Origin of the sequence: Pseudomonas salmasensis (assembly GCF_014268375.2) — a bacterium.
GTDB lineage: Bacteria > Pseudomonadota > Gammaproteobacteria > Pseudomonadales > Pseudomonadaceae > Aquipseudomonas > Aquipseudomonas salmasensis.
Genome location: NZ_CP077083.1, coordinates 2635596 through 2659573, shown reverse-complemented (window position 1 = coordinate 2659573; position 23978 = coordinate 2635596). Strand labels below are relative to the sequence as shown.

General features: G+C 60.2%; 18 protein-coding genes and 1 pseudogene. 8 read left to right on the top strand and 11 right to left on the bottom strand.

Features of this window, described 5'->3' with window-relative positions:
- Window positions 1-22: 22 nt before the first annotated feature.
- A complete protein-coding gene (locus HU731_RS11725) occupies window positions 23-3874 on the bottom strand; it encodes a sensor domain-containing protein (RefSeq protein ID WP_186607164.1) in 3852 nt (1283 codons plus the stop codon).
- 286 nt (window positions 3875-4160) lie between these two features.
- Here HU731_RS11725 and ettA point away from each other — a divergent pair, with 286 nt between their 5' ends.
- Window positions 4161-5825: an energy-dependent translational throttle protein EttA gene (gene ettA / locus HU731_RS11720; protein ID WP_014720011.1), complete on the top strand. Its 1665-nt coding sequence runs from the start codon at window positions 4161-4163 to the stop codon at window positions 5823-5825.
- Between the two features lie 66 nt (window positions 5826-5891).
- Here the strand turns inward: ettA and HU731_RS11715 are convergent, their stop codons facing one another.
- The gene (locus tag HU731_RS11715) at window positions 5892-6821 is read right to left on the bottom strand and encodes a LysR family transcriptional regulator (protein ID WP_034126955.1); all 930 of its coding nucleotides are present in this window, start codon (window positions 6819-6821) and stop codon (window positions 5892-5894) included.
- A 95-nt stretch (window positions 6822-6916) separates the two neighbouring features.
- On the opposite strand from HU731_RS11715, the gene HU731_RS11710 reads away from it, so the two are divergent.
- Both HU731_RS11710 and gdhA read left to right on the top strand, forming a co-directional pair.
- Window positions 6917-8110, top strand: coding sequence for an MFS transporter (locus HU731_RS11710; protein WP_003194293.1), 1194 nt, complete (start codon window positions 6917-6919; stop codon window positions 8108-8110).
- Between the two features lie 304 nt (window positions 8111-8414).
- Window positions 8415-9752, top strand: a complete 1338-nt coding sequence (gene gdhA, locus HU731_RS11705) for an NADP-specific glutamate dehydrogenase (protein WP_186607165.1) — start codon at window positions 8415-8417, stop codon at window positions 9750-9752.
- Here the strand turns inward: gdhA and HU731_RS11700 are convergent.
- The 4 genes from HU731_RS11700 to HU731_RS11685 all read right to left on the bottom strand — a co-directional run bounded on the left by HU731_RS11700 (window position 9749) and on the right by HU731_RS11685 (window position 13256).
- Window positions 9749-10246: a GreA/GreB family elongation factor gene (locus tag HU731_RS11700; RefSeq protein ID WP_186607166.1), complete on the bottom strand. Its 498-nt coding sequence runs from the start codon at window positions 10244-10246 to the stop codon at window positions 9749-9751. The genes gdhA and HU731_RS11700 overlap by 4 nt on opposite strands.
- A gap of 56 nt (window positions 10247-10302) precedes the next feature.
- On the bottom strand, window positions 10303-10659 hold the full coding sequence (locus HU731_RS11695) for a hypothetical protein (protein WP_047711822.1): 357 nt from the start codon (window positions 10657-10659) through the stop codon (window positions 10303-10305).
- A 164-nt stretch (window positions 10660-10823) separates the two neighbouring features.
- Window positions 10824-12677 (bottom strand): Lnb N-terminal periplasmic domain-containing protein, encoded by a 1854-nt coding sequence (locus HU731_RS11690; protein WP_186607167.1) that lies wholly within the window; start codon window positions 12675-12677, stop codon window positions 10824-10826.
- 90 nt (window positions 12678-12767) lie between these two features.
- Window positions 12768-13256, bottom strand: a complete 489-nt coding sequence (locus HU731_RS11685) for a DUF3015 domain-containing protein (protein ID WP_010206666.1) — start codon at window positions 13254-13256, stop codon at window positions 12768-12770.
- Between the two features lie 264 nt (window positions 13257-13520).
- On the opposite strand from HU731_RS11685, the gene HU731_RS11680 reads away from it, so the two are divergent.
- Together HU731_RS11680 and HU731_RS11675 are read left to right on the top strand one after the other, a co-directional pair.
- Window positions 13521-15959: a Lon protease family protein gene (locus HU731_RS11680; RefSeq protein ID WP_014719999.1), complete on the top strand. Its 2439-nt coding sequence runs from the start codon at window positions 13521-13523 to the stop codon at window positions 15957-15959.
- Between the two features lie 288 nt (window positions 15960-16247).
- Window positions 16248-16565, top strand: coding sequence for a PA4575 family protein (locus tag HU731_RS11675; RefSeq protein ID WP_003194269.1), 318 nt, complete (start codon window positions 16248-16250; stop codon window positions 16563-16565).
- Between the two features lie 6 nt (window positions 16566-16571).
- Here the strand turns inward: HU731_RS11675 and HU731_RS11670 are convergent, their stop codons facing one another.
- Window positions 16572-18395, bottom strand: a complete 1824-nt coding sequence (locus HU731_RS11670; protein ID WP_186607168.1) for a hypothetical protein — start codon at window positions 18393-18395, stop codon at window positions 16572-16574.
- 162 nt (window positions 18396-18557) lie between these two features.
- Between HU731_RS11670 and HU731_RS11665 the strand changes: the two genes are divergently transcribed.
- Window positions 18558-19046, top strand: a complete 489-nt coding sequence (locus HU731_RS11665; RefSeq protein ID WP_098950318.1) for a TIGR00645 family protein — start codon at window positions 18558-18560, stop codon at window positions 19044-19046.
- Window positions 19047-19061: 15 nt separating this feature from the next.
- Here the strand turns inward: HU731_RS11665 and HU731_RS11660 are convergent, their stop codons facing one another.
- From HU731_RS11660 to HU731_RS11645, 4 genes and pseudogenes are all read right to left on the bottom strand, one after another.
- A complete protein-coding gene (locus HU731_RS11660; protein WP_186607169.1) occupies window positions 19062-20495 on the bottom strand; it encodes an ArnT family glycosyltransferase in 1434 nt (477 codons plus the stop codon).
- 116 nt (window positions 20496-20611) lie between these two features.
- Entirely contained in the window at window positions 20612-21637 is a 1026-nt protein-coding gene (locus tag HU731_RS11655; RefSeq protein ID WP_186607170.1) for a hypothetical protein, read from the bottom strand.
- 106 nt (window positions 21638-21743) lie between these two features.
- Entirely contained in the window at window positions 21744-21998 is a 255-nt protein-coding gene (locus HU731_RS11650; protein WP_056792061.1) for a DUF6124 family protein, read from the bottom strand.
- A gap of 341 nt (window positions 21999-22339) precedes the next feature.
- A pseudogene (locus HU731_RS11645) lies at window positions 22340-22853 on the bottom strand (isochorismatase family protein).
- A 499-nt stretch (window positions 22854-23352) separates the two neighbouring features.
- Between HU731_RS11645 and HU731_RS11640 the strand changes: the two are divergent.
- Both HU731_RS11640 and HU731_RS11635 read left to right on the top strand, forming a co-directional pair.
- Entirely contained in the window at window positions 23353-23625 is a 273-nt protein-coding gene (locus HU731_RS11640) for a hypothetical protein (RefSeq protein ID WP_186607171.1), read from the top strand.
- Window positions 23622-23972: a helix-turn-helix domain-containing protein gene (locus HU731_RS11635; protein ID WP_186607172.1), complete on the top strand. Its 351-nt coding sequence runs from the start codon at window positions 23622-23624 to the stop codon at window positions 23970-23972. The genes HU731_RS11640 and HU731_RS11635 overlap by 4 nt, the downstream gene beginning before the upstream one ends.
- The last annotated feature ends 6 nt before the right edge of the window (window positions 23973-23978 follow it).

The window sequence follows — 23978 nt, the reverse complement described above, 5'->3', positions numbered from 1 at the left end:
AACCTAAGCCCCGCCACAGCTTTCAGTCAAACATGAACAGCGCATCATTACTGAACTGCACCTCAAACCGATTCGCCGGCATTGGCCGCCCGAACAGGTAACCCTGCACCTCATCACAGCCATGCTCACGCAGGAAGTCCAACTGCTCGTGGGTTTCCACCCCTTCGGCAATCACCGCCAGGTTCAGGCTGTGGGCCATGGCAATAATCGCCCGCGCAATCTGCGCGTCCTGCTCACCCGAGGGCAGGCCGTCGACGAAGGTGCGGTCGATCTTCAGCACATCGATGGGGAATTGCTTGAGGTAGTTGAGCGATGAATAGCCGGTGCCAAAGTCATCTACCGCAATGCTCAGGCCCAGGTTCTTCAGGCTGGCGAGGATCTGCAGGGCTTCGTTGACTTCGCGCATCAGGATGCTTTCGGTCAGTTCCAGCTCCAGGCACGCCGGCGGCAGGCCGGTGTCCTTGAGAATGGTGGCGATGCGCGTGCCCAACTGGCCGTCGGAGAACTGCCGCGCCGAAATGTTCACTGAGACTTTCGGCACGCGCACTTTGTTCTGGTGCCAGCTCTTGAGCTGGCGACAGGCCTCGCCAATCACCCAGTCGCCCACATCCACCACCAGCCCGAGCTCTTCCAGCACCGGGATAAAGTCCCCAGGCGGCACCAGCCCGCGGCGCGGGTGGCGCCAGCGCAGCAGGGCTTCGGCGCCGGTCAGGCGTTTGCCGTCGCCGCTGAATTGCGGCTGGTAGTACAGCACGAATTCGTTCTGGTCCAAGGCGTGGCGCAGGTCGCTTTCCAGTTCCAGGCGCTCCAGGGCGCTGGCGTTCATGTCGGCCTGGTAGAACTGGAAGTTGTTCTTGCCGCGTTCTTTAGCGTGATACATCGCCGTGTCGGCGTTTTTCATCAGTTGGCTCAGCTCGTTGCCGTCTTGCGGGCTCAGGGCGATGCCGATACTGGCGGTCACGAAGAACTCGCGGCCTTCCAGCACGAACGGTTTGACCAGGCTGGCGAGGATCTGCTCGGCCACATGGATCGCACGGTTCAGCGCCATTTCGCGGCTGACCCGCGGTTGCAAAAGCAGGGTGAATTCGTCGCCGCCCATGCGCGCCACGGTGTCGTCTTCGGCCACACAGCCGAGCAGGCGCGTGGCCATTTCCTTGAGCATGCGGTCGCCGGCCGCGTGGCCGAGGGAGTCGTTGATCGGCTTGAAGCGGTCCAGGTCGAGGAACATCAGCACCACCCACGACTTCTGCCGTTCGGCGGACTGCAACGCGGTGTGCAGGCGGTCCTGGAACAGCGTGCGGTTGGGCAAGTGGGTCAGGGCGTCGTAGTAGGCCAGGCGATGGATGCGCTGCTCACTGGCTTTGCGCTCGCTGATATCGCTGAAGAAACACACGTAGCTGGCCAGGTCGCCTTCGTCGTCGAATACCGCAGTAATGCCGACCCAGGCCGGGTAATGCTCGCCATTGAGACGCTTGAGCCACACCTCGCCTTCCCAAGTGCTGTGCTGGTGCAATTGCTTGAGCACATAACGCAGATGGGCTTCCTGCTGCTCATCGACGGTGAGCATATTGGGCAACTGGTCGAGCACATCGCTCACCGCATAGCCGCTGACCCGGCTGAACGCCTCGTTGGCCTGCACGATGTAACCGGCCGGGTCGGTGATCAGGATCGCCGAAGTGGAATGCTCGAATACCGTGGCCGCCATGCGCAGGTCTTTTTCGGCGCGGCGTTGCTGGCTGATATCGCGGCCCACGCCGAGGATGCCTTCAAACGCGCCATGTTCATCCCACACCAGCACCAGGCGCAGTTCTATCGGCACCTTGCGCCCGTCGGCGCGCAGGCAGTCGAACAGAAACAGTTGGGTCTGCACTTCATCGCGCAAGGTGTTCAAGGCCTCGGGGTTGCCGAGGGCGCGGCTGACCTGTTCCATCAGGCTGTAAATGCCGGTCAACTGCTGAGGGTTGGCAACGATCGACTGCCAGCCGTTCTTGAACACCCAGTCCACGTCATAGCCCAGCACGGTGTTGACCGAGGGGCTGATGTAGTTGAGCGCCAGTTGGCTGTCGGTGGAGCAGATCACGTCGCTGATGCTTTCGGCCAGCATCCGGTAGCGCTGTTCACTGTCGCGCAGCGATTCACTGGCCTCGATCTGGTCGGTAATGTCCTTGGCCACGCCGATGATCCGGGTGACCACCGTTGACGTATCGCGGGCCAGGGCCTGTTCGCGGATATCGAAGCGGCGCCACTGGTTATTGCGGTGGCGAAAGCGCAGTTGGCAGTGCAGTTGGGTGGTGTAAGCGGCTTGGCGTTGCTGCTGGCGCAAGTCGTGATAATGCTCGGCGTCTTCGGGGTGCAGCAGGATTTCCCAGAAGTACTCACCCATTTGCTGCAGTTCGGCCTTGTTGTAGCCCAAGGTGTGGCCCAGATGATGGTTGCTGAAAATCATGCGCTGGCTGATCACGTCCTGCACATACAGGTGATCGGGCACGGTGCGCACCACATCCGACCAGAAGCTTTCACGCTCCACCAGCGACAACTCGATCAGCTTGCGGCTGGTGATGTCGCTGATGCTGAGGATCACGGCCTTGACGTCATCTTGCTGCTCCGGCAAACGCATCACCAGCCACAGGTACTGTTCGTTGCCGGCCACGTCGTTGAGCTGGATTTCCAGTTCCAGCTGTTTTTGCCGGGTCAGTACGGCTTCCAGCACCTGATAGCCGATGGACGTGGCATTGCGTGGGCAATCATCGATCAGACGCTCCCAGGCCTGCTCGCAGGACGCCACGTTCAGCAGGCGCACCGCCATCTGGTTGACCTCGGTGACGCGCAACTCCTTGAGCAGTTGCTTGCGCTGCGTGGGGTTGGCCTGCAACCAGGCGTGCAACTGCTCGCGGCTTTGCACCTGGGTCTTGTTGCAAAACGCCTTGAGCCCCGACAGGTCCAGCACGCACAAGGCCACGCCGGTGCCTTCGAAGATGTCCTGATAGCGCCGCCGGCCTTCATTCACCTGGCGTTGGCGGCGGCGCATGTTGAGCAGCACGATCACTGGGATCAGCGAAAACGCCAGGCCGAGCAGGCACTTGCCGATAAAGGCCGGCAGCAGCTGTTCCAGCACCGCACCGCGGTCAAACATGCCGCGCAGTTGCCAATCGCTTTTGCTCAACGGCGTGACCAGCACGCTGCGGTTCAATTCTTCCGGGGTCAGGGCGCCGGACCACTGCGCCGGCATCCCGCTGTCACGGCTGACCACACGGTGGTTCAGGTTGTTCTCGATCGCCCACATCGGGCGTTGGCTCTGGACATCCTGGCGCGTGAGGTTGGCCAGGTAATTGGGCGCCAGGCGCAGGGCCCAGTACACCTTGGAGCCACCGCTGGGTTGGTGCAGCAACAGATAGATGACCGTGCCGTCATTGTCGTTGCTCAGGTAGTAGGACTGAGCGTGACTGCGCTTGACCAGGTCTTCGAGCAGGGCACTGTCTCGGCTGCCTTGGGCAGTGTCGCTGATCAGTGCGCCGCTGGGGGCGAGCAGGGCGAAGCTGCGCAAATCCGGCAGGGAGCGCTGCAGGGAGCGCATCAAGGCCTGTTGCTGTTCGGCAGTGCGCGGTGGTTCGAGGATGGGCAGCAGGTTCAGGGCGATCTGCGCGCTCAGGGCCATGTTCTGGCTGATCTGCTCGGCCAGGTCGGCGCTGTAGTCGATGGTGTATTGCTGTTGGTTTTTCTGGTTTTGCTGCAATTGGTCAAGCAGTTGCCAGAACAACAAGGCGAGCAACAGCAGGACAAGCGTTGCCAACGCGCCTTTCAAGGTGCCGTGCAGGGGCGCTCCCGGCGCAATATGAGCGGCGCGCAAGGGCGTGGGCGGCGTGACGTTGGACAAACTGTGATCCTGCGGTTTGGCTGGACTGGCGCGCGACGTGCACTATAAGCCGGACGCCCGAAGGGCGGCTAGCATGCCTTGAGTTGTGGCAAAGTGCCAGTCCTGCCTGGCTGGACTGCCCCAGCGCATTCAGGTAGCTTTGCCGGTTACGCGGGGGCGTTCCAGCCCCAGACATTCAGGCTTTTTTTTGCTCGCTGGCATTGATGATAGTCAAAGGCCCGCGCGGCGCATGGCCTGGCACGGGCTTCGTCCGCTTAATTCATCAGTCACTGACGCTAGGTTCACCATGGCTCAATACGTCTTCACCATGCATCGGCTGGGAAAAGTTGTTCCGCCGAAGCGGGAAATCCTGAAAAACATTTCGCTGTCCTTCTTCCCAGGCGCCAAGATCGGCGTGCTCGGCCTCAACGGTTCGGGTAAGTCCACCCTGCTGAAAATCATGGCGGGCGTCGACACCGAGTTCGAAGGCGAAGCCCGCCCGATGCCGGACCTGAACATCGGTTACCTGCCGCAAGAGCCGATCCTGGACCCGACCAAGACCGTGCGTGAAGTGGTCGAAGAAGCCGTCAGCGTGATCAAGGACGCCCAGGCGCGCCTCGACGAGGTGTACGCCGCCTACGCCGAACCGGATGCCGACTTCGACAAGCTGGCCGCCGAACAGGCAAAGCTTGAAGCGATCCTGCAAGCGGGCGATGGCCACAACCTGGAGCGCCAACTGGAAGTCGCCGCCGATGCGCTGCGCCTGCCAGCCTGGGACGCCAAGGTCGAGCACCTGTCCGGTGGTGAGAAGCGTCGTGTGGCCCTGTGCCGCCTGCTGCTGTCGGCCCCTGACATGCTGCTGCTCGACGAACCGACCAACCACCTGGACGCCGATTCCGTCGCCTGGCTGGAGCATTTCCTGCACGATTTCCCGGGCACCGTGGTTGCGATCACGCACGACCGGTACTTCCTGGACAACGTCGCCGGCTGGATCCTGGAGCTCGACCGCGGCGCCGGTATCCCTTACGAGGGCAACTACTCCGGTTGGCTGGAAGCCAAGTCCGACCGTCTGGCCGCCGAATCCAAGCAGCAATCGGCCCACGAAAAAGCCATGAAGGAAGAACTGGAGTGGGTGCGCAAAGGCGCCAAGGCCCGCCAGTCCAAATCCAAGGCGCGTCTGCAACGTTTTGAAGAAATGCAGTCGCAGGAATTCCAGAAGCGCAGCGAAACCAACGAGATCTACATCCCGGCCGGCCCGCGCCTGGGTGACAAGGTCATCGAGTTCAAGAACGTCACCAAAGGCTATGGCGACCGCGTGCTGATCGACAACCTGTCGTTCGCCATGCCAAAAGGCGCGATCGTCGGCGTTATCGGTGGTAACGGTGCGGGTAAATCCACACTGTTCCGCATGCTGATGGGCAAGGAAACCCCGGACTCGGGCAGCATCGAGATCGGCGACACCGTGCAACTGGCCTGTGTGGACCAGAGCCGCGATGACCTGGACGGCAGCAAGACCGTGTTCCAGCAGATCTCCGACGGTTCTGACCAGATCCGCATCGGCAACTATGAAATCCCGTCGCGCACCTACGTCGGTCGTTTCAACTTCAAGGGCGGCGACCAGCAGAAGTTCGTCAAGGACCTGTCCGGTGGTGAGCGCGGTCGCTTGCACCTGGCCCTGACCCTGAAAGAGGGCGGCAACGTCCTGCTGCTCGACGAACCGTCCAACGACCTCGACGTTGAAACCCTGCGTTCCCTGGAAGAAGCCCTGCTGGACTTCCCAGGCGCCGCCATTGTGATCTCTCACGATCGGTGGTTCCTTGACCGCGTCGCGACCCACATCCTGGCGTACGAAGATGACTCCCAGGCGGTGTTCTTCGAAGGTAACTACACCGAGTACGAAGCCGACCGTAAAAAGCGCTTGGGTGAGGCCGCTGCCCAGCCGCACCGTGTGCGGCACAAGAAACTGGCCTGATGCTGCAATAGCCGCAGCAGCCTGTTGAAAAAATACCCCTCACGCAGGGGTATTTTTTTGCCCCCGTTATGCCGGAAGCGTTGTGGGCGCCAGGGCCGGGCGGCTGCGCAGCAATTCTTCGACCACTCCCATAAAGGCCTCTACCAACAATGAGCGTGACGGTGAGCGCGTGAGTATCAGCAAGTGTACCCAGGCTTCGGGGTCAGCCAAGGGGCGGTAGACTACGCCTTTCCTGGCCAGGGTGCGGGTGCACTGGGGCACCAGCGAAACACCTTGGCCTGCCGCCACCAGGGCGATGATCGAGGTGATCTGGCGCCCCGCCGGGCCCGGGCGCAGCGCCAGGCCGCGGCGTTGATACAGGTGCTCGATGGAGCCGTTGAGGCCCGAACCGTAATCGCTGGGGAACAGAATCAACGGGTACTCACTGAGCTGGGCGAGGGTGACTTCGCTCTGCTCCGCCAGCGGGTTGTCGCTGCAAAGCGCCGCCACCAGCGGTTCTTGCCCCAACGACAAAGCCTCGACGCCGGTTTGCCCGGCCTCCGGCAGCAGGCGGCTCATGCCGACGTCGATGCGCCCGTCCAGCACGTGCGTGTGCAGGCTGCCGGAAGCGCTCTCCACCAGGGTCAGTTGCACATCGGGAAAGCGCTGGGCGAAGGCTTGCAGGGTTTGGCTGAAGAGTTCCGACAACGCGATCGAACTGGCATAGCCTACGACCAGTTGGCCGGTCGAGCCGGCGGCCAGTTTGGCAGCGATGTCTTGTGCAAGCCTGGCGTGCTCCAGCGCCGCGCGGGCATAGGGCAAAAAGTGCTGGCCCTGGGCAGTCAGTGTGACCGTGCGGCTGGTGCGGTCGAACAGGCGAAAGCCAAGCTCGGTTTCCAGGGCCGAGATCTGCCGCGTCAGGGGCGGCTGGGCAAGGTGCAGGCGCTGGGCCGCACGGCCGAAGTGCAGCTCTTCGGCGACCGTCAGGAAGTAACGTAACTTGCGTAGATCAAGCATTCTGTTTCCTGGGTATTGATCGGTCCGAATTCGGTATTGGTGTTCGCTGCGCTGGGTATTCTATAAACATCCTCGACTATAAGACGAGAGGCCACATGAACCCGCGCATGCATCACGCCCGCTTCGCCGTGTTCCTGTGTGGCTGTGCGGCGTTTCTGAATCTCTATGCGACACAGAGCATCCTGCCTGCGTTTGCCGAAAGCTTCCAGGTGAGCGCCCGGCAGGCAGGGTGGAGCATCACGGTGACCACGCTGGCCGTGGCGCTGACCGCGCCGTTTGTCGGGCGTCTGACCGGACGTTTCGAGCAGCGCACGGTGATTGCTGTGGCCGCGTTGCTGCTGGCGCTGCCGACGCTGCTGACGGCCTATGTGGACAGTTTTGCCGAGCTGCTGGTGTGGCGTTTTGTCGAAGGGATGTTGATCCCCGTGGTGTTCGCCACCAGCGTGGCCTATATCGGCGATCGCTGGCGTGCGGCCAGCGTTACCGAGATCACCAGTTTGTACGTCGCGGGTACGGTGCTCGGTGGGTTTGCCGGGCGCTTTGTCTCGGGTGTCATGACCCAATATGTGGGCTGGCGCGAAGCCTTCGAACTGTTGGCGGTGATCAGCCTGCTGGTCGGCCTGCTGATTGTGTGGCTGTTGCCGGCCAACCCGGTGGCACGGCCCGGCGTTGCGGCCGTGGGCATGCACGGGGTGCGCCGGCTTCTGCGCAAACCCTTGCTGGCGGCCTATGGCGTCGGTTTCTGCGTGCTGTTCTCACAAGTCGCAACCTTTACCTATGCCGGCCTGTATCTCAGCCAGGCCCCGTTCAACCTGGGCGCCGCAGCCTTGGGCACTTTGTATGCGGTGTTCCTGCTGGCGCTGGTGGTCATTCCTATTGCGGGGCGCTTGAGCAAATCGCGACCACAATCGCAGTTACTGACCGGCGCTGTGGCGCTCGGCATCTGTGGTTCGGCGCTGACATTGTTGCCGTCCCTGTGGCTGATCGTGCTGGGGCTGGCCCTGAGCTCAACCGGCGTATTCCTGGCGCAGGCATCCGCCAATGCGTATATCGCCACCACGGCAGGCCCGGACAAGTCCGGCGCCGTGGGGCTGTACCTGACCGGCTATTACCTGGGCGGCAGCGCCGGCGCTGTGGTCCCGGCCATGCTCTGGAATCAGTGGGGCTGGCCGGGCTGCGTGGCGTTGGTCGCAGGTTTTCAGCTGTTGTCGCTGGCGATTGCCCTGCTGGGCTGGAAACCGGTAACGCCCCAGGCCCTGATCGCCGGACAGCGCGGCAAACCAGCCTGATTTTTTCATCCAATAAAGGACTATGCATCTGTAACTGCACCACCGCCATCGCAGGCAAGCCAGCTCCCACATGACCGGTGTACTCGATCAAATGTGGGAGCTGGCTTGCCTGCGATGGCGGCCTACCTGTTGGTGCGAAATTCAGAGTGAAATCCCCATTTAAGGGCAGAAAGCGCGGGTTATTTATACTTATTGCACCATTTAATTTCACAAAGGCGACATTTTGCCCTGTCGCGGTGCGAAACGAATTGATAAAGTCCGGCTCAATCTCTGTTTAACAACAATCAATTTGCCGAGACTTTTCATGACCGAATCCGTCGACTCCTTCCTTGCCCGCCTCAAGAAACGCGACCCGGACCAACCGGAATTCCACCAAGCTGTAGAAGAAGTGTTACGCAGCCTGTGGCCCTTTCTTGAAGCCAACCCCCACTATCTGACCTCGGGCATCCTGGAGCGCATCTGCGAGCCGGAGCGCGCGATCACCTTCCGGGTGTCGTGGGTGGATGATCACGGCAAGGTCCAGGTCAACCGCGGTTTCCGTATCCAGATGAACAGCGCCATCGGCCCCTACAAAGGCGGCTTGCGCTTTCACCCCTCGGTCAACCTGGGCGTGCTGAAATTCCTCGCCTTCGAACAAACCTTCAAGAACTCCCTGACCTCGCTGCCCATGGGCGGCGGCAAGGGCGGCTCGGACTTCGACCCCAAGGGCAAGAGCGACGCCGAAGTGATGCGCTTCTGCCAGGCGTTCATGAGCGAGCTGTACCGCCACATCGGTGCGGACCTGGACGTACCGGCCGGCGATATCGGCGTGGGCGCGCGGGAAATCGGCTTTCTGTTCGGCCAGTACAAACGCTTGAGCAATCAATTCACCTCGGTGCTGACCGGCAAGGGCATGACTTACGGCGGCAGCTTGATCCGCCCGGAAGCCACCGGTTTTGGCTGTGTGTATTTCGCCGAGGAAATGCTCAAGCGCCAAGGCCAGCGCGTCGAAGGCAAGCGGGTGGCGGTGTCCGGCTCTGGCAACGTGGCGCAGTACGCGGCGCGCAAGGTCATGGACCTGGGCGGCAAGGTCATTTCCCTGTCGGACTCCGAAGGCACCCTGTACGCCGAAAGCGGTTTGACCGAAGAACAATGGTCGGCGCTGCTGGAGTTGAAGAACGTACAGCGCGGGCGTATCAGTGAACTGGCCACACGTTTCGGCCTGGAGTTCCGCAAAGGCCAGACGCCGTGGGAACTGGCCTGCGATATCGCGCTGCCCTGCGCCACCCAGAACGAACTCGACGCCGACGCTGCGCGCACCTTGCTGCGCAACGGCTGCCTCTGCGTGGCCGAAGGCGCCAACATGCCGACCACGTTGGAGGCTGTGGATATCTTTATCGACGCGGGCATCCTGTTTGCGCCGGGCAAGGCGTCCAATGCCGGTGGTGTGGCGGTGAGCGGCCTGGAAATGTCGCAGAACGCCATGCGCCTGCTGTGGACCGCAGGCGAAGTGGACAGCAAGCTGCACAACATCATGCAGTCGATCCACCATGCCTGCGTGCATTACGGCGAAGAAAACGGCCGTATCAACTACGTCAAGGGCGCCAACATCGCAGGCTTCGTCAAAGTGGCTGACGCGATGCTGGCCCAAGGCATCGTCTAAGCCTCAGGCTCAATGCGCAACACTTCCATCAACTGATCGCCGACGGGGCGCTGCCACAGCACCTCGTCGCCCACCTGGGCGCCCAACAAGGCACGGCCCAGGGGCGAGCCCCAGTTGATCAAGCCCGCGTTGGCATCGGCCTGGTCTTCACCGACCAACTGGATGCGCTGCTGTTCGTCCTGCTCGTTGGCGAACGTGACCCAACTGCCGATCTGCACCTTGTCGGTAGACGTGGCCGGCACGACTACTTGGGCGCTTTGCACCCGCTGGTTGAAGTAGCGTAAATCCCGCTCAAGGTCAGCCTGGCGCTGTTTATCAGCCTGCTCACCTTTGGCGGCTTCGTCGCTGTGCTCCGCGTGTAACTGCGCCACCTTGGCCTGCAACTGCGCCAGCCCTTGCGCAGTCATGCGGTTGGGCTGTTCGCTGACCTGGCGCTCCACCGGCTGATCAGCCTGGGCCGCCGCGTTATCTTCGTTTACAAAAGCTCGGCTCATGGCGTTCTCCTTCCTATGGAAGTTGGGCCACGTACGCGGGCTGATCGTTCCCACGATCAGCGTGAGCGATAGGCTTTGGCGGCGTCGCGATCTTTTTCCTGCTGCCAATCGTGTTCGCGGTCGTCCCTGCGGTTTTCCTCGTAGTCACGCAATTCCTGGCTCTCGCGCATGGCCTTGCACTGACGAAACCCATCTTCCCAGCCTTCGGCGTATGGCCGGTCTTTCAGATAGCGCGGCACATTCTTGCGAAACGCCCCGGTAATCACCCCAGCGGCCTGGCGACCGCTGCTGCATCCGTCGTCAAAGCCATCGGCGAAGGCGGGTGGGTAACCTTTGGCCAGCAATTCCTGATGGGTTGACTGGCAACCCGACAACCCCACCACCGCGCACAGCATGACCGCATACCGCCACATGGCGTACTCCCTGGCCGTTTTACGGCTGATAGGGGAAGTCTAGAAGGGGATTTGTTTGAGTGGCGTGAAATGGCTGTCAGGAATGTGTGATGAGCAAAAGTTATGCATCATCGCCTTCTGTAGGAGCGAGCGCCGCCTAGCTTTTGATTTTCACCAGGCTTGAGTCAGTAGTGGTACCACTTCAGCTCAAGCATCACTTCATTTACCGGCGTGGACAGGTGGCTGAACTCACGCTGGGCACTCAGGCGCAGGCCCAGGTTGCGCGACAGTTCCCATTGCTGGTTGAGGCTGATGCTGCGCCGCACTTCGCCGTTGGTGAAGAAATCGCCCTTGGCTTCCAGGCTCAGGTTGCCCAACGGGTTTTTCCACAGCACGCCGGTGTTGAACCCGGCGGCGGGGGAGATGGCTTCGCTGAAGTCGTTGTTGTGTTCCACGCGCACGGTGCCGAGGGCGAAGCCGAGCATGTCGTCGGAGAGTTGCCACGTGCCACCGGCGCCGCCGTTGACGTGGGCCACCAGGGTTTCGTCGTCGTGCTTGCCCGGTACGCGTTCCAGGCCGCCGGTGACTTGCCACGACCAAGGCTGCAGCAGCGCATTGCGCGGCGTCAGGGAGCGGATGGTGGCCAGGTCCAGTTGCTGAAGCTGCCAGTGATTGCCCTCGTACTGGCGCAACTTCATTTGCAGGATTTCGATCTGCGCGCCCAGGGGGAAGCCTTCGGCGTTGTCGTTGAGGTCGTGATAGGCCATGCGCAGGCCGTATTCGCCGAAGGCTTTGTCGCCGCGGGTGCCGATGCCGGCTTGCCAGGTGCGCGACTCGTGGCCGTTTTCCGGCAGGCCGGGCGGGGTGATCTTCAGGTCTGGCGCCGGGTTCTGGTTGATTGCGCGCAGCAGTTCGAAGCTGCGTTGGGAGCGTGTCGCATCGCGTTCCAAACCGTTGGCGCGGTAGCGGCCCAGGCGGTAAGCGGCGTCCACGATCAGTGCCTGGCGCTCGCGGGGCAGGGCTTTGAATGCAGGCTCCTGCAGTTGCTTTTGGTCATCGCTGATTTTCAGCACCCACTGTTGCTCATCGCTATCGAGTGGCTTGGCGCGTTCCAGCAGTTCACGTTCACGGGATGGGCGATAGTCGATCTTCTCCACCAAACCTGCGTCTTTTACCGCTTTGACCGTGTCGGTAGGGATCGCGGTGAGCGGGAACTGTTCGGTCAGGCGCAGGCCGGGGCGGGCCACTTGCAGCAGTTCGAGCAGGCGGTAGGAGCAGTTTTCGTCGAAGAAGAAGTAGTCGAACTGGATCTGCTTGAGCTCCCACACGTGCTCGACCATACGCTTGGTCTCGACCTCGGTGAGGTTCAGGCGGTACTCCCACAAATCGCGGTTTTCAAGACTGCGGTATTCGGAGAGCTTTTCCTGGTAAGGCACCAGGGCGAACAGGCCGGGATAACCGCCCATCAGGCCCTTCCAGGCATAGAGGATGCTGTTGTCGGAGCCTTCGATATAGGCACCGAAGTTGATCGCATAGCTGAGCAGGGCGGTGTTGTTGCTTTGCACGTCAGCCTGGTCTATGCGCAGCAGGGTGTGGCCGAACATCGACGACGGGCTGTTGAGGTAGGCCGCCGGGAAGATCATCACTGCGCTATGGGGCGCGACATCCTTGAACCACTGGGTGAACTCTTTGCATTCCAGGGCGGGCAGGTCGTTGAGTTGCAACTGCGCCTTGAGCCAGCGGGTACGTGCGGGGTAGACGCATTGGGCGTGCTTTTCACCCAGGCTGGCCGGTGCATACAGCGCATCAACGGTGGCCTTGAGTTCGGCGTCCGGATGGTGTGCGCCATCGGGAGCGATGAAGAATTTCTTGTCGCTGACATAGCTGCGCCAACCACTGACTTTGCCGGCTTCGTAGTGCCCCAGCGACAGCCAGAACGGATCATTGGCCAGTTGCTGCAAACGTTGATCATCAAGGTGCGAGGCCGCGTACAGCGGGGCGCAGGCGAAGAGTGCCAACCAGGCAAAGCGTTTGAGCATAGGGGCAACTTAAGTCAAAAAAGTGAGACCCAAAGGGGAGGCGGGTCCAAAAATAGTACCCGCGCCTCGAAAGGCGCGGGCAGGTCGAGCTTAAGCCTGGGTTGCGTATTTCGCCAGACGGGCATCGCTTTTCAGTACAGCAATGGTGTTGTTGTGCACGTCGTCAGCGGTCACGTCAGCCTTGCTGAAGATCTGCTGGAAGTGCTCGTGGGTCACGGCCGCGAAGTGCTCGCGATCTTCCGGCGCAACACCCAGTACCACCGCGTAGGTGGTCAGCGCTTCGCCGTTGCCTTTGGCCATGTCTTCGGACAGCTCGTTCATCATGCCATTCATGGCAATCCAGGACTTGCCGCCGTAGGACAGGGCGCTGTTGGTGCTGCAACCGTTGGTGCCCGAGGTCATGCCAAAGGTGGCGTTACCCGAAGTACCGTTGGTGGTGGAGGCGAGGAAGTGGGCCGGAGTACCGCGCTGGCCTTCAAACAACATGTTGCCCCAACCGCAGTTCGGGCCACCTGGTGCTTCTGCCATTGCATTGAGGGAGACGACGGTGAAGAGAGTACCAAGAAGGATCCGTTTCATAGCTTTGTTCTCTTTGTGTGCAAACCAATGGACAAGGGTTCAGGTGCTCAACGCACCCTAGGGGCCAGTTATTAGTCCAACCCGCGCAGTTTGGAGTTTAGGCACGTTCCCAGGGTTCCGTGTTTTTTTATAAACATTCAGTGGCGGGCGATTTTTTTGTAGGACGTGTGCCGTGTCTATGCTTTCAGGAAAAGCGCGCCTTGCCAGAGCGCTCAACCGGGAGCCAGAATGCCCCATCTGCCCCGCCTGATGTAAGGAAGCCCGATGCCTGATCCTGTTGCTGCCAGCTTGCGTCTAGCGCCCGAAGCGCTGACTCGCCCTTTCTCCGCTGAACAGTTCAGCTTCTCGACCACCAATGATTTGGAGCCCTTTCGCGGTGTGCTTGGCCAGGAACGTGCGGTTGAAGCCTTGCAGTTCGGCGTGGCCATGCCACGCCCCGGTTACAACGTGTTTGTCATGGGCGAGCCGGGCACCGGCCGCTTTTCGTTCGTCAAACGCTACCTGAAAGCCGAAGGCAAGCGCCTGCAAACCCCGGCGGACTGGGTTTATGTAAATAATTTCGATGAGCCCCGCGAGCCCCGCGCCCTGGAATTGCCAGGTGGCGCCGCTGCGGCGTTTATTGCCGATATCAACGGCCTGGTCGATAACCTGGTCGCCACCTTCCCGGCGGTGTTCGAACACCCGACGTATCAACAGCGTAAAAGCGCCATCGACCGGGCGTTCAACCAGCGCTACGACAAGGCGCTGGACGTGATCGAGCGCCTGGCCCTGGAAAAAGACGTGGCGCTGTACCGCGACAGCTCCAACATCGCCTTCACGCCGATGCTCGACGGCAAGGCGCTGGACGAAGCCGAGTTTTCGCAACTGCCGGAAGCCGATCGTGAGCGCTTCCACACCGATATCTCCGAGCTGGAAGAACGCCTCAACGAAGAGCTGGCCAGCCTGCCGCAGTGGAAGCGCGAGTCCAACAACCAGCTGCGCCAGTTCAACGAAGAAACCATCACCCTGGCCCTGCAGCCTTTGCTGGCGCCGTTGTCGGAAAAATACGCAGAAAACGCCGGCGTCTGTGGCTACCTGCAAGCCATGCAGGTGTACCTGCTCAAAACCGTGGTGGAGCAATTGGTGGACGACGCCAAGACCGACGCCCAGGCGCGCAAGCTGCTCGAAGAGCAGTACTGCCCGAGCCTGGTGGTGGGCCACTCGGTCAACGGTGGCGCGCCGGTGGTGTTTGAACCGCACCCGACCTACGACAACCTGTTCGGCCGTATCGAATACAGCACCGACCAGGGCGCGCTCTACACCACCTATCGCCAGCTGCGTCCCGGCGCCTTGCACCGCGCCAATGGCGGCTTCCTGATCTTGGAAGCCGAAAAAATGCTCAGCGAGCCCTTTGTGTGGGATGCGCTGAAACGCTCCCTGCAATCGCGCAAGCTGAAGATGGAATCGCCTTTGGGCGAACTCGGCCGCCTGGCCACCGTGACCCTCAACCCGCAAATGATTCCCTTGCAGGTCAAGGTGATCATCATCGGCTCGCGCCAGTTGTATTACGCCTTGCAGGACGCCGACCCGGACTTCCAGGAGATGTTCCGCGTACTGGTGGACTTCGATGAAGATATCCCCATGGTCGACGAGAGCCTGGAGCAGTTCGCCCAGTTGCTCAAAACCCGTACTTCGGAAGAAGGCATGGCGCCGCTGACCTCGGACGCGGTGGCGCGCCTGGCGACCTACAGCGCACGCCTGGCCGAACATCAGGGGCGCTTGTCGGCGCGTATTGGTGATTTGTTCCAGCTGGTGAGCGAGGCGGACTTTATTCGCCACCTGGCGGGCGACGAGATGACCGATGCCGGGCACATCGAGCGCGCCCTCAAGGCCAAGGCCACGCGCACCGGCCGCGTGTCGGCGCGGATTCTCGACGACATGCTTGCTGGCGTCATCCTGATCGACACCGCCGGTGCGGCCGTGGGCAAGTGCAACGGGTTGACGGTGCTTGAGGTCGGCGACTCGGCATTCGGCGTGCCGGCGCGGATTTCCGCCACGGTGTACCCGGGCGGCAGCGGCATTGTCGACATCGAGCGCGAAGTTAACCTCGGCCAGCCGATCCACTCCAAGGGTGTGATGATCCTCACCGGTTACCTGGGCAGCCGCTATGCCCAGGAATTTCCGCTGGCCATCTCCGCGAGCATCGCCCTGGAGCAGTCCTACGGGTACGTGGACGGCGACAGTGCGTCCCTGGGCGAGGCGTGCACCTTGATTTCGGCCTTGTCGAAGACGCCGCTCAAGCAATGCTTTGCGATTACCGGCTCGATCAACCAGTTTGGTGAAGTGCAGGCGGTGGGCGGGGTCAACGAGAAGATCGAAGGCTTCTTCCGCTTGTGCGAAGCTCGCGGGTTGACCGGTGAGCAGGGCGCGATCATCCCTCAGGCCAACGTCGCCACGCTGATGCTCGACGAGAAGGTGTTGCAGGCCGTGCGTGCGGGGCAATTCCACATCTACGCGGTGCGCCAGGCCGATGAGGCGTTGAGCCTGCTGGTGGGCGAGGATGCCGGTGAACCGGATGCCGAGGGGCAGTTCCCGGAAGGCACCGTGAATGCGCGGGTGGTGGAGCGCTTGCGCGCGATTGCCGAGATGATCAGCGAGGAGGATTTGAAGGAGGCGGAGAAAGAGCTGGCGCAGCAGGCGTTGGCAGAAGCCAAGCCAACCTGATTCTTCCCTTGTAGGAGCGAGCTTGCTCGCGAAGAACGTCAACGATAACGCGGGCATCCTGGTTTAACTCGGTGTCCTTGCATTCTTCGCGAGCAAGCTCGCTCCTACATACTGATCTGCCACAAAATTGACTCCACCCTCAGGGACCAACGCCCGTTGGTCTCTACAACCTTGGTTTGTCGCGTTTTTATTCTATTCTCAGAGTCAGGGATATCCACAGGAGTCGCAGGATAGAAACAGCCTCGCCGTGCGCTGGGGCTGAACACCGATCTACCGAGGGTCGCCGCCATGTCGCGCAACCTTTGCCTTACCCGCCAGTGCCTGGGCCTGGTCACCCGTATCGAATGCTCCATTCGCCCTCTCGCCGGGGATAACGGGATGTGGACGCTGCTATTTGCCGCCGGCATGTCGGGCGAACAGCCTTCCACCGTCAAATCCCAGGGCCCGTTTCATGGGCCTTTTGTGGCAGAACGCATGCTGGGCACCATCGTTGATAGCCTGACCTTGCACGGCTACGAGCAAATGGACGAGCCACAGATCTGGTGCCTGCACCTGCAGGCCCATCTGCGCCAACTCAATGGCGGCCAGGAGCGGCTAGCCCTGTAGCGCCGGTTATTTGCTCTCAGGCCTGTCCAGCTTCACCTCAAAACCGTATTGCACGGTGCTGAGGTCAGTGCGCTGGTAACTCTCCAGCGTGGCCGGCCGGCCGTAGAAGTAATGCACGTCAAACATCGCCGTGCCGTATTCCTCGGCGCGGTGGCTGACGCCGAGGATCTCCTTGAGGTAATTGCCGCTGGCATCTTTGGCATAGAAGCGCCAGCTGTCGGCGGGGAAGTCCTTCTGGTCGACGATCAGCGCGTTGTCCTTGAGCGACAGGCCCTTGGGCAGCTTGGCGGCGTCGATTATGGCTTTCTCGATGGTGGCCAAAAACAGCGGTACCGAGCCCACCACATACGCCGGGGTTTCCGGGAACAGGTTGAGGTCGTACGTCAACGTGCCACTGGCAGCATTCAGCTCAAACGCTTCAGTCGGCAGCTCGATGGGCTCGCCACGCTCGCCCTTGTCATCGGCGGTGAAAAAGGTGATAGGCGCGTCACTGTTGTTGCGCTCGGCACCGACCAGGTCGTCGTTGAAGGTGAACGGGTGGTCGAACACGATTTTTGCGGCACTGGCGTCTTCGGTCGATTGGCTGATGGTGACGCTGTTTTTCAACTGCTCCTCGGTCATCGAGGCATCCTTGAGCCAACTGGCGGCGCCGTCGTCATACACCGTGACCGGCATCGGCAGGGCCTGCACAGTCTTTTGCAGACTGTTCCTGTCAAAGCGCATCACCGGCAGGTCGAGGTCTTTACGGGTGAGCGTGGCCTTGGAGAAATCCAGCACATTGACCTGCAGGTTATCGATCAGCCCGTTGAAATACACCTTGGCGTAATGGCTGGTCTGCTGGCGCTCGAAGGCTTTTTGCGCGTCGGTGAGCTGTTTGTCGAAGGCGTCGGACCACGCGGTTTGTTTCTGCATCTCGGCCAGTTGTTTCTCATAGAACGCCACCTGTGCGGCACTCTCGTTGATCGAACCTGAGCGGGTCAGAAATTGCCCGGTGCTGTCCCGTGCCTGCACCAGCAGCGGGTTGGGTGACGCGTCGCCCACTTCGGCGGCTAGGGGCTGGCTGTTGGTCAGTTCGATCTCGGCGTAGTTCTTTTCCAGCGTCAGCAGGTTGAGGGTGATGTTGCCGTCAGTGCGTTTATGGCCCACGTCTTGTTGGGTCAGGTCGAACGTCAGCACCTTGCCCGGGGTGATCACCTCCACCGCGCCCTTGAGGCTGATGGGTTGGGGTTGGCTCTTGTTTTCCGTCTCGATGCCTTCGATAAACGGGTAGGTCACCGTCAGGTCGTCGGGGTTGGTCAGGTTGGAGCTGCTGGGGCTCAGTTGGATGCCGGGGTCGGTTTCTGACCATTCCGGTTGGAAGGGAATGATTTTATTGTTGCTCAGGGTGACCGACTGCCATTCCAGGCCATGGGGGAAGGGGAACTGGTCCGGGGCGTTGAAGTTGAACGGGAAGACCGGCTGCAAATCCGTCAGGTAGTCGGAGTGCGAGGTTTTGCGCAGCACGAACAGGCCATTGATGTAGGTGTCCACCAGCGCTTGGGGCGTTGGGTAGTGCTTGAGCAGGGCCAGGCTGTCTTCGCCGTATTCGGCTTCGATGGGCTTGCTGGCGAGCTTGACGCGCGCACGTTCCAGCAACAGCAGCGAGCCGCCCAGGTCGGCGATGGCATCGCGCAGCTTGGGGTCCTGGATGCTGTCCAGGGACTGTTCGAACTTCGTGGTTTTCTCTTCGAGGGTCGCCTGCTTCTGCTCTTCTTTGGGGGAGCAGCCGTTGGCCATCAGCAACGCCGCACACAGGCCGAGAGCGGCCAAAGGGGATCGCACATCCATCATCTGAGTCTTCCTGTCCGACATCATCGAGCCGAGTGAATGGTCTCGACACTAGCAGAAAAATTCTCTTACAGATGCCACTTGGGTCAGTTTTCTCGCGGTGACAGGTGCCCGGTGGCGGCTGGTATACTCGGCACCATTTTTAGCCAAGCTGTGTGAGATTCAATGGAACGCTTTATCGAAAATACGATGTACGCCTCGCGTTGGCTGCTGGCACCGATCTACCTGGGCCTGTCCCTGGGCTTGCTGATCCTGGCGCTGAAATTCTTCCAGGAAATCATTCACGTGATTCCCAACATCTTCACCATGTTGGAAGCCGAAGTGATCCTGCTGCTGCTGTCGTTGATCGACATGGCCCTGGTCGGCGGCTTGTTGGTGATGGTGATGATTTCCGGCTACGAGAACTTCGTCTCGCAGCTGGATATCGACGAAAACAAGGAAAAGCTCAACTGGCTGGGCACCATGGACTCTTCGTCGCTGAAGATGAAAGTGGCGGCCTCCATCGTGGCGATTTCCTCTATCCACCTGCTGCGCATCTTCATGGACGCCAAGAACGTCGATCCAGAGCACCTGATGTGGTACGTGATCATCCACATGACGTTCGTGGTCTCGGCGTTTGCCATGGGCTACCTGGACAAGCTCACCAAGCACTAATGCCCCGCGCTGGCCTTACTGCTCCACGAAGTAATAAGGCTGGCGGTTGATCGCCATTTGCTTGATCACCGTAACCGGCGCTTTCAGCCGGTCGGTGTGGTCCGTCAATGCAACGTTGCCGGGCTTGGCGCTGAGGAAGGCGCGCAGTTCGGCTTCGGTGTTCAGGATCGGCAAGTAGGCCTGCAGGTAGAACACACTGGCGCCGTCGATGCGCTCGTTGGGTTGATACATCGCCACCGTCCTGCCTTCGTCTTGCAGGGCCTGGATCTGGCTCATTACCGGTACGAATGAATGGCGCACATCGGCTTTGGGCGCAAACCAGAACGCTGCGCTCAGGTAGCAGGCGATGGCCAGGGCGAAAACCCCACCGATAATGAGCCGATGAAAACGGTACAGCCCCGGCTTATGGTCTTTGGCCCACTCCAGCAGCACCCGCGCATATTCGGCAGCCAGTACCGCGGCGGCTGGCGTCAGCGCCATCAAATACACCGTGCGTTTGCTGGAAGCCAGGGTCAACAGGGTGAACTGCGCCACCAGCCACACGCAGAAAAACAACCGGTAGCGATTGCGCACCAGGCTTTTGCGGAAGTGCCACAGGCCCAGGTACACCAGGATGTTCCAGGGCAGGAAGGCCTCAGGCAGTTTGGCGAGGTAATAGTAGAAAGGCTCGTAATGCCCGGCCTCGACGAACGAACCACTGAAGCGCCCGACGCTATTGGTCCATAACACCTCACCCACCGCCTGCATCCCACCGCGCTGAAACAGAAACCCCAGCCAGATCAGCAACGGCACCAACGCCAACAACGTGAACAGCGCCGGCTTGAACCAATCGCCCAGCCGCAGGCGCTTATCCATCAAACTGGTGCAAAGCAGGTACACAAAAATCACAATGCCCGGCATCGCCAGGCCCAACACGCCCTTGCTCAACGTGGCGATGACCATACCGGCGGTAAACAACGCCCAGGCCCAGGTGCTCGAGCCTTCACGCTCGGGCCGTACCGCCTGGTAAAACCCCAGCAGGGCAGCGGTGACACCGAGGCTGAGCAACGAATCCTCACCCACCCCCCGCACATTGCCCCAGTAACTGGCCATGGTCGCCAGGATCAACGCGGCACTGAACGCCAGCGTCTGCGGCCGCCCGAACCGTCGCAGCATTCCGTACAACAGCATCACACTGAACAACCCGGCAAACGCCGACGCCAAGCGCACCGCCCCGGTGCTGGCGCCAAACAGGCGAATCGCGCCGGCGTCCAGCCAAAGGCTCAGGGGCGGTTTTTCCAGGAAGGGTTCACGAAACAGGCGCGGCACCACCCAGTCATTGTCCAGGTGCATCGCCATGGCGATCCCGGACACCCGGGCTTCGGTAGAGCCTTGCAGCTCATGGTTGCCGAGGGCGAAGAAGAACAACAGAGCAGCAAGCAAGAGCAGCAGGGGAGCGGGGCGCGTCATGGAGTCTGGCTACCGAGGCATGAGACCGATCGGGCGACCGGTCATGGGTAGTCAGGGAGTATACGAGCGCGATTCTTAACCTTTGGTGAACGGCCGTGGGGTTTTTCTCCGGCGGATCAAGGCAGCTTCAAACTGGGCACTGCCGCTTTGCCTTGTGCGGTCAGCACCGGCTCCAACTGCTCCCAGGTGAAGGCCAAGTCGTTGTCGCAACCGTCACCATTGGCCGGTGTCGAGAGTTGCAGGCCCTGGGTGTTGAAGCTGAGGTGAAAGATGGAGTAATCGGTGATCGCCGGGCAGCCCTCGTCAGTGGTGGTTTGCTTGGCCAGCCAAGTGCTGAAGGCGGCCGGCAGCTTCAAATGGCCGGAATAGGCGTCATGCCATTGCTGATGGCCGCCGAGCCAGGCCCATGGGTCCACACTGTCACCGGTTTGCAGGTTCCAGGAGTGCAGGCCCCAGCTGATGCCCATGGCGCCTTGGCCTGCGGCCCAGCGATAGAACCGCACGGTGAGAAAATGCGATGACCAATAGGCGGGCTCAACCTCGATCTCACTGGTATAGACCGAGCCGTTGCGACCCAGGTATTCACGCCGTTCATAAAAATAGTCGGTTAGATCTTCGTCATTGACGGCCAGGGCGGCGAGCTGCTGGTTGATCTTCTGCACCGCCGGGCTATCGCCCTCCAGCTTGAGCGTGACGCGGGGGCCTTGGGTCTTGAGCTGGTAGGTGTGGCTGTGGAAAGTCTTCTTCTCAGTCTTGATCGGCAGCGGCGCAGCTTCCATGGGCGCGTTGTAGGCATCGCTGCCGCAGCCGTCCGTGCCAATGCGGCGCAATGCCAGTGGCAGCGGCGTGCCGCCATCGGTTTTGCTCCAGGCACCAGAAAGGGTATCGCCCTGAGGTTTTTGCAGGGCCCAGAAACCGGTGTTGCCTTCCTCTACCCAGGGGGCGGCGTCGTTGGCCTGAGTCAACTGGATAGGGGTACGGATGCGCTGGTAGTAATAACTGCCATGCTCCCCGTCGGCGCCGTTGAAACACACGGTAATAGCGGACTTGCCCAAAGTGCCTTGCCAAACCCCGGCCAGCTCGGTAGCGGTGGCGAGTAAAGGCATGACGGTAAGGGCGATGACGGCGAAGGGCTTGAACACGGGTATCTGACTTCCGGTTGTCTGATAAAGGCCGTCAGGGTAATGGGAAGTGTGGGGGGATGCCAGCGGGCGAGATGCGCTGAGGCGTCTCGCCCGTTTTCGTGTTTTAAGGCTGTGGCGGCTGGGTAGTGAATGGTTGGGTGTTCAGGACCCGTTCTACCAGTAGCTCACCCAGAACGATCAATTGTTGAGCGGCCAGCAACTTGTGGCGGTGCGCGCCTTCAAGTTCGAAAGCCAGGTCGGTGGTCATGGCGTTGAGGGAGGCGAGGGTTTCGCTGGCTTGGATTAGCAGGGTTTCGGGGTGGATGTTTTCGGCGAGGATGAAGAGGGTGGTGGGGGGATTGGGGGTGATTTTCTTCACGATGAAGCTCCTACACTGTTTAAGGAGCTGCCTCCCCCTGCTGTCAAACAGGATTGGGTGGCAGCTGTACGCGGGTTGACAGACCGGAAGTGTAGGAACCCGGCGCACCCGAAGATGCCCCACGCACAGCCGCCATGAACGGAGCGGAATGCGCAAGCATGCCGTCTTATCACGGGGTGTGAAAGGTTACACTTTTCGGCCTGTCAAAGCCGGTCGCTGATCATCAGCGACGCAAAGAAGCTAGCGTTGTGAAGGGGGTTGCGCCAGTTCACCAACAGCGCGGCAACTTGCAGGAAAATTCCGAAGCTCGGCCCTGTTGGCGTCCCCGTCGTCAGGCTCTGTTAAAAGCTCCAGTCCTCAGCCTGAACCAACTGGCAGAACGGCCCGTTGAGCGTGGCATTGTGATGAGCCACGATGGCGTCGGCTTTCATCAAGGGCGTATCAGAACAGGTATGACCGTCGGCGATAAGCACCGCATCGAAGCCAAGATCACGTGCGGCACGGCAGGTGCTGTCGACGCAGTGCTGCGTTTACATCCCGGTAACTACCACGCCGGTGGCGCCGCTGGAGCACAGATTGTCCGCCAGGTCAGTCATTGCAAAAGCGTTAGGCCGATGCTTTTCGAACACCACTTCTCCACCTAGCAACTTTAGTTCCTGTGCAACCAGCGTAAGCGGGCTGCCTGGTTCGATTGGCGAGCCAGCGGGGCCGACGAGCGAGAAAAATCGGCGCGCCTGCGCTGCGTGCCTTGTCCATCAGGGTATTGAGGGTTTCCAACAGCTCGTCGCAGCGCCATGGTTTTTCTGGGCCGTGGATGAGTCCGACTTGGATATCCAGTATCAACAGGGCGTACATGGGTGCATCTCCTTGCATGTGAACCAGCGACACAAGGGCATAAAAAAAGGCCCTGTCCATCGCTGGCGGGCCTTTGAAGTTCGTTGGTTATTGGCTCACGACACCTCGCACGCTCCGCTTGATGCGGTCGTGGTGGTGGTTGTTGAGGTGAGGCAATAGATAGTCATTGGGTTGACACTAGCATCGTAATTGATGGGATGCCAAGTACAAAAAACGTCCTTGGGCGTCTTTATTGTTGATGCCAGGGTAAATTGAATCTGTATTTTAAATTATTGATTAATATAATAAATTTAGTTTGAGTTTTGATTGGAATACCAATTGGAATACGTCACAAGATGGCAATGCCATTGCTCCTCCCTTGTAATCGACTTGCCACGCTCGTCATATGCCTACTTTCAAGGCAACTGTTTATGACTTAACACGTACTCTTGAGGTTATCGAGATTTTGGCGTATGTTTTTCGTACATCTACGGTTTGATTTTCTTACGAGGATGCACACATGGACCTCAGAGTTGAGATCGAAAAACTACTTGGTGCGTTTTGGGAAAAACGGGCTTTGGAGATTCTCGACGATCCACTGGCGACTGACGATCTCGGTGCGCCGTTGGATTCTATTGCGGCATGCGATGCGTTTGTTCATTTGGACAAGTTGGTGAAGAAAAAGCTACCTGTGGAGCTGATCATCCGCCATGGCGGCTACGAATCAAAAAATCAATTTGTGACAGAAATTACCAAAGGGGTGCTGAAGCACCTCAAGGACAGCCCAAAATGAGCATTGTCCTGCAAGACGAACGCAATCAAATGGGGGATCGACTTCGCCAGGCGAGAGAGTACGTTGGGCTTTCTCAAGATGAAGTCGCTGCTGTTTTAGGCCTGTCAAGGCCTTCCATTACCAATATTGAGCTAGGGGCGCGAAAGGTTGAAGCCATCGAACTCAGCAAACTGGCGAAGCTTTATCACAGGACGCTCGATTACCTATCTACCGGGGTTGAGCCCATTTCAGATGGTCCACAACAACTCGGATTTCTTGCGCGAGCTATCGATGGGCTCTCGCCGAAAGATCTGGAAGAAGTAGCACGTTTTGCTCAGTTTCTAAAGCAATCGGGGCGCAAAAAATAGGAGTTG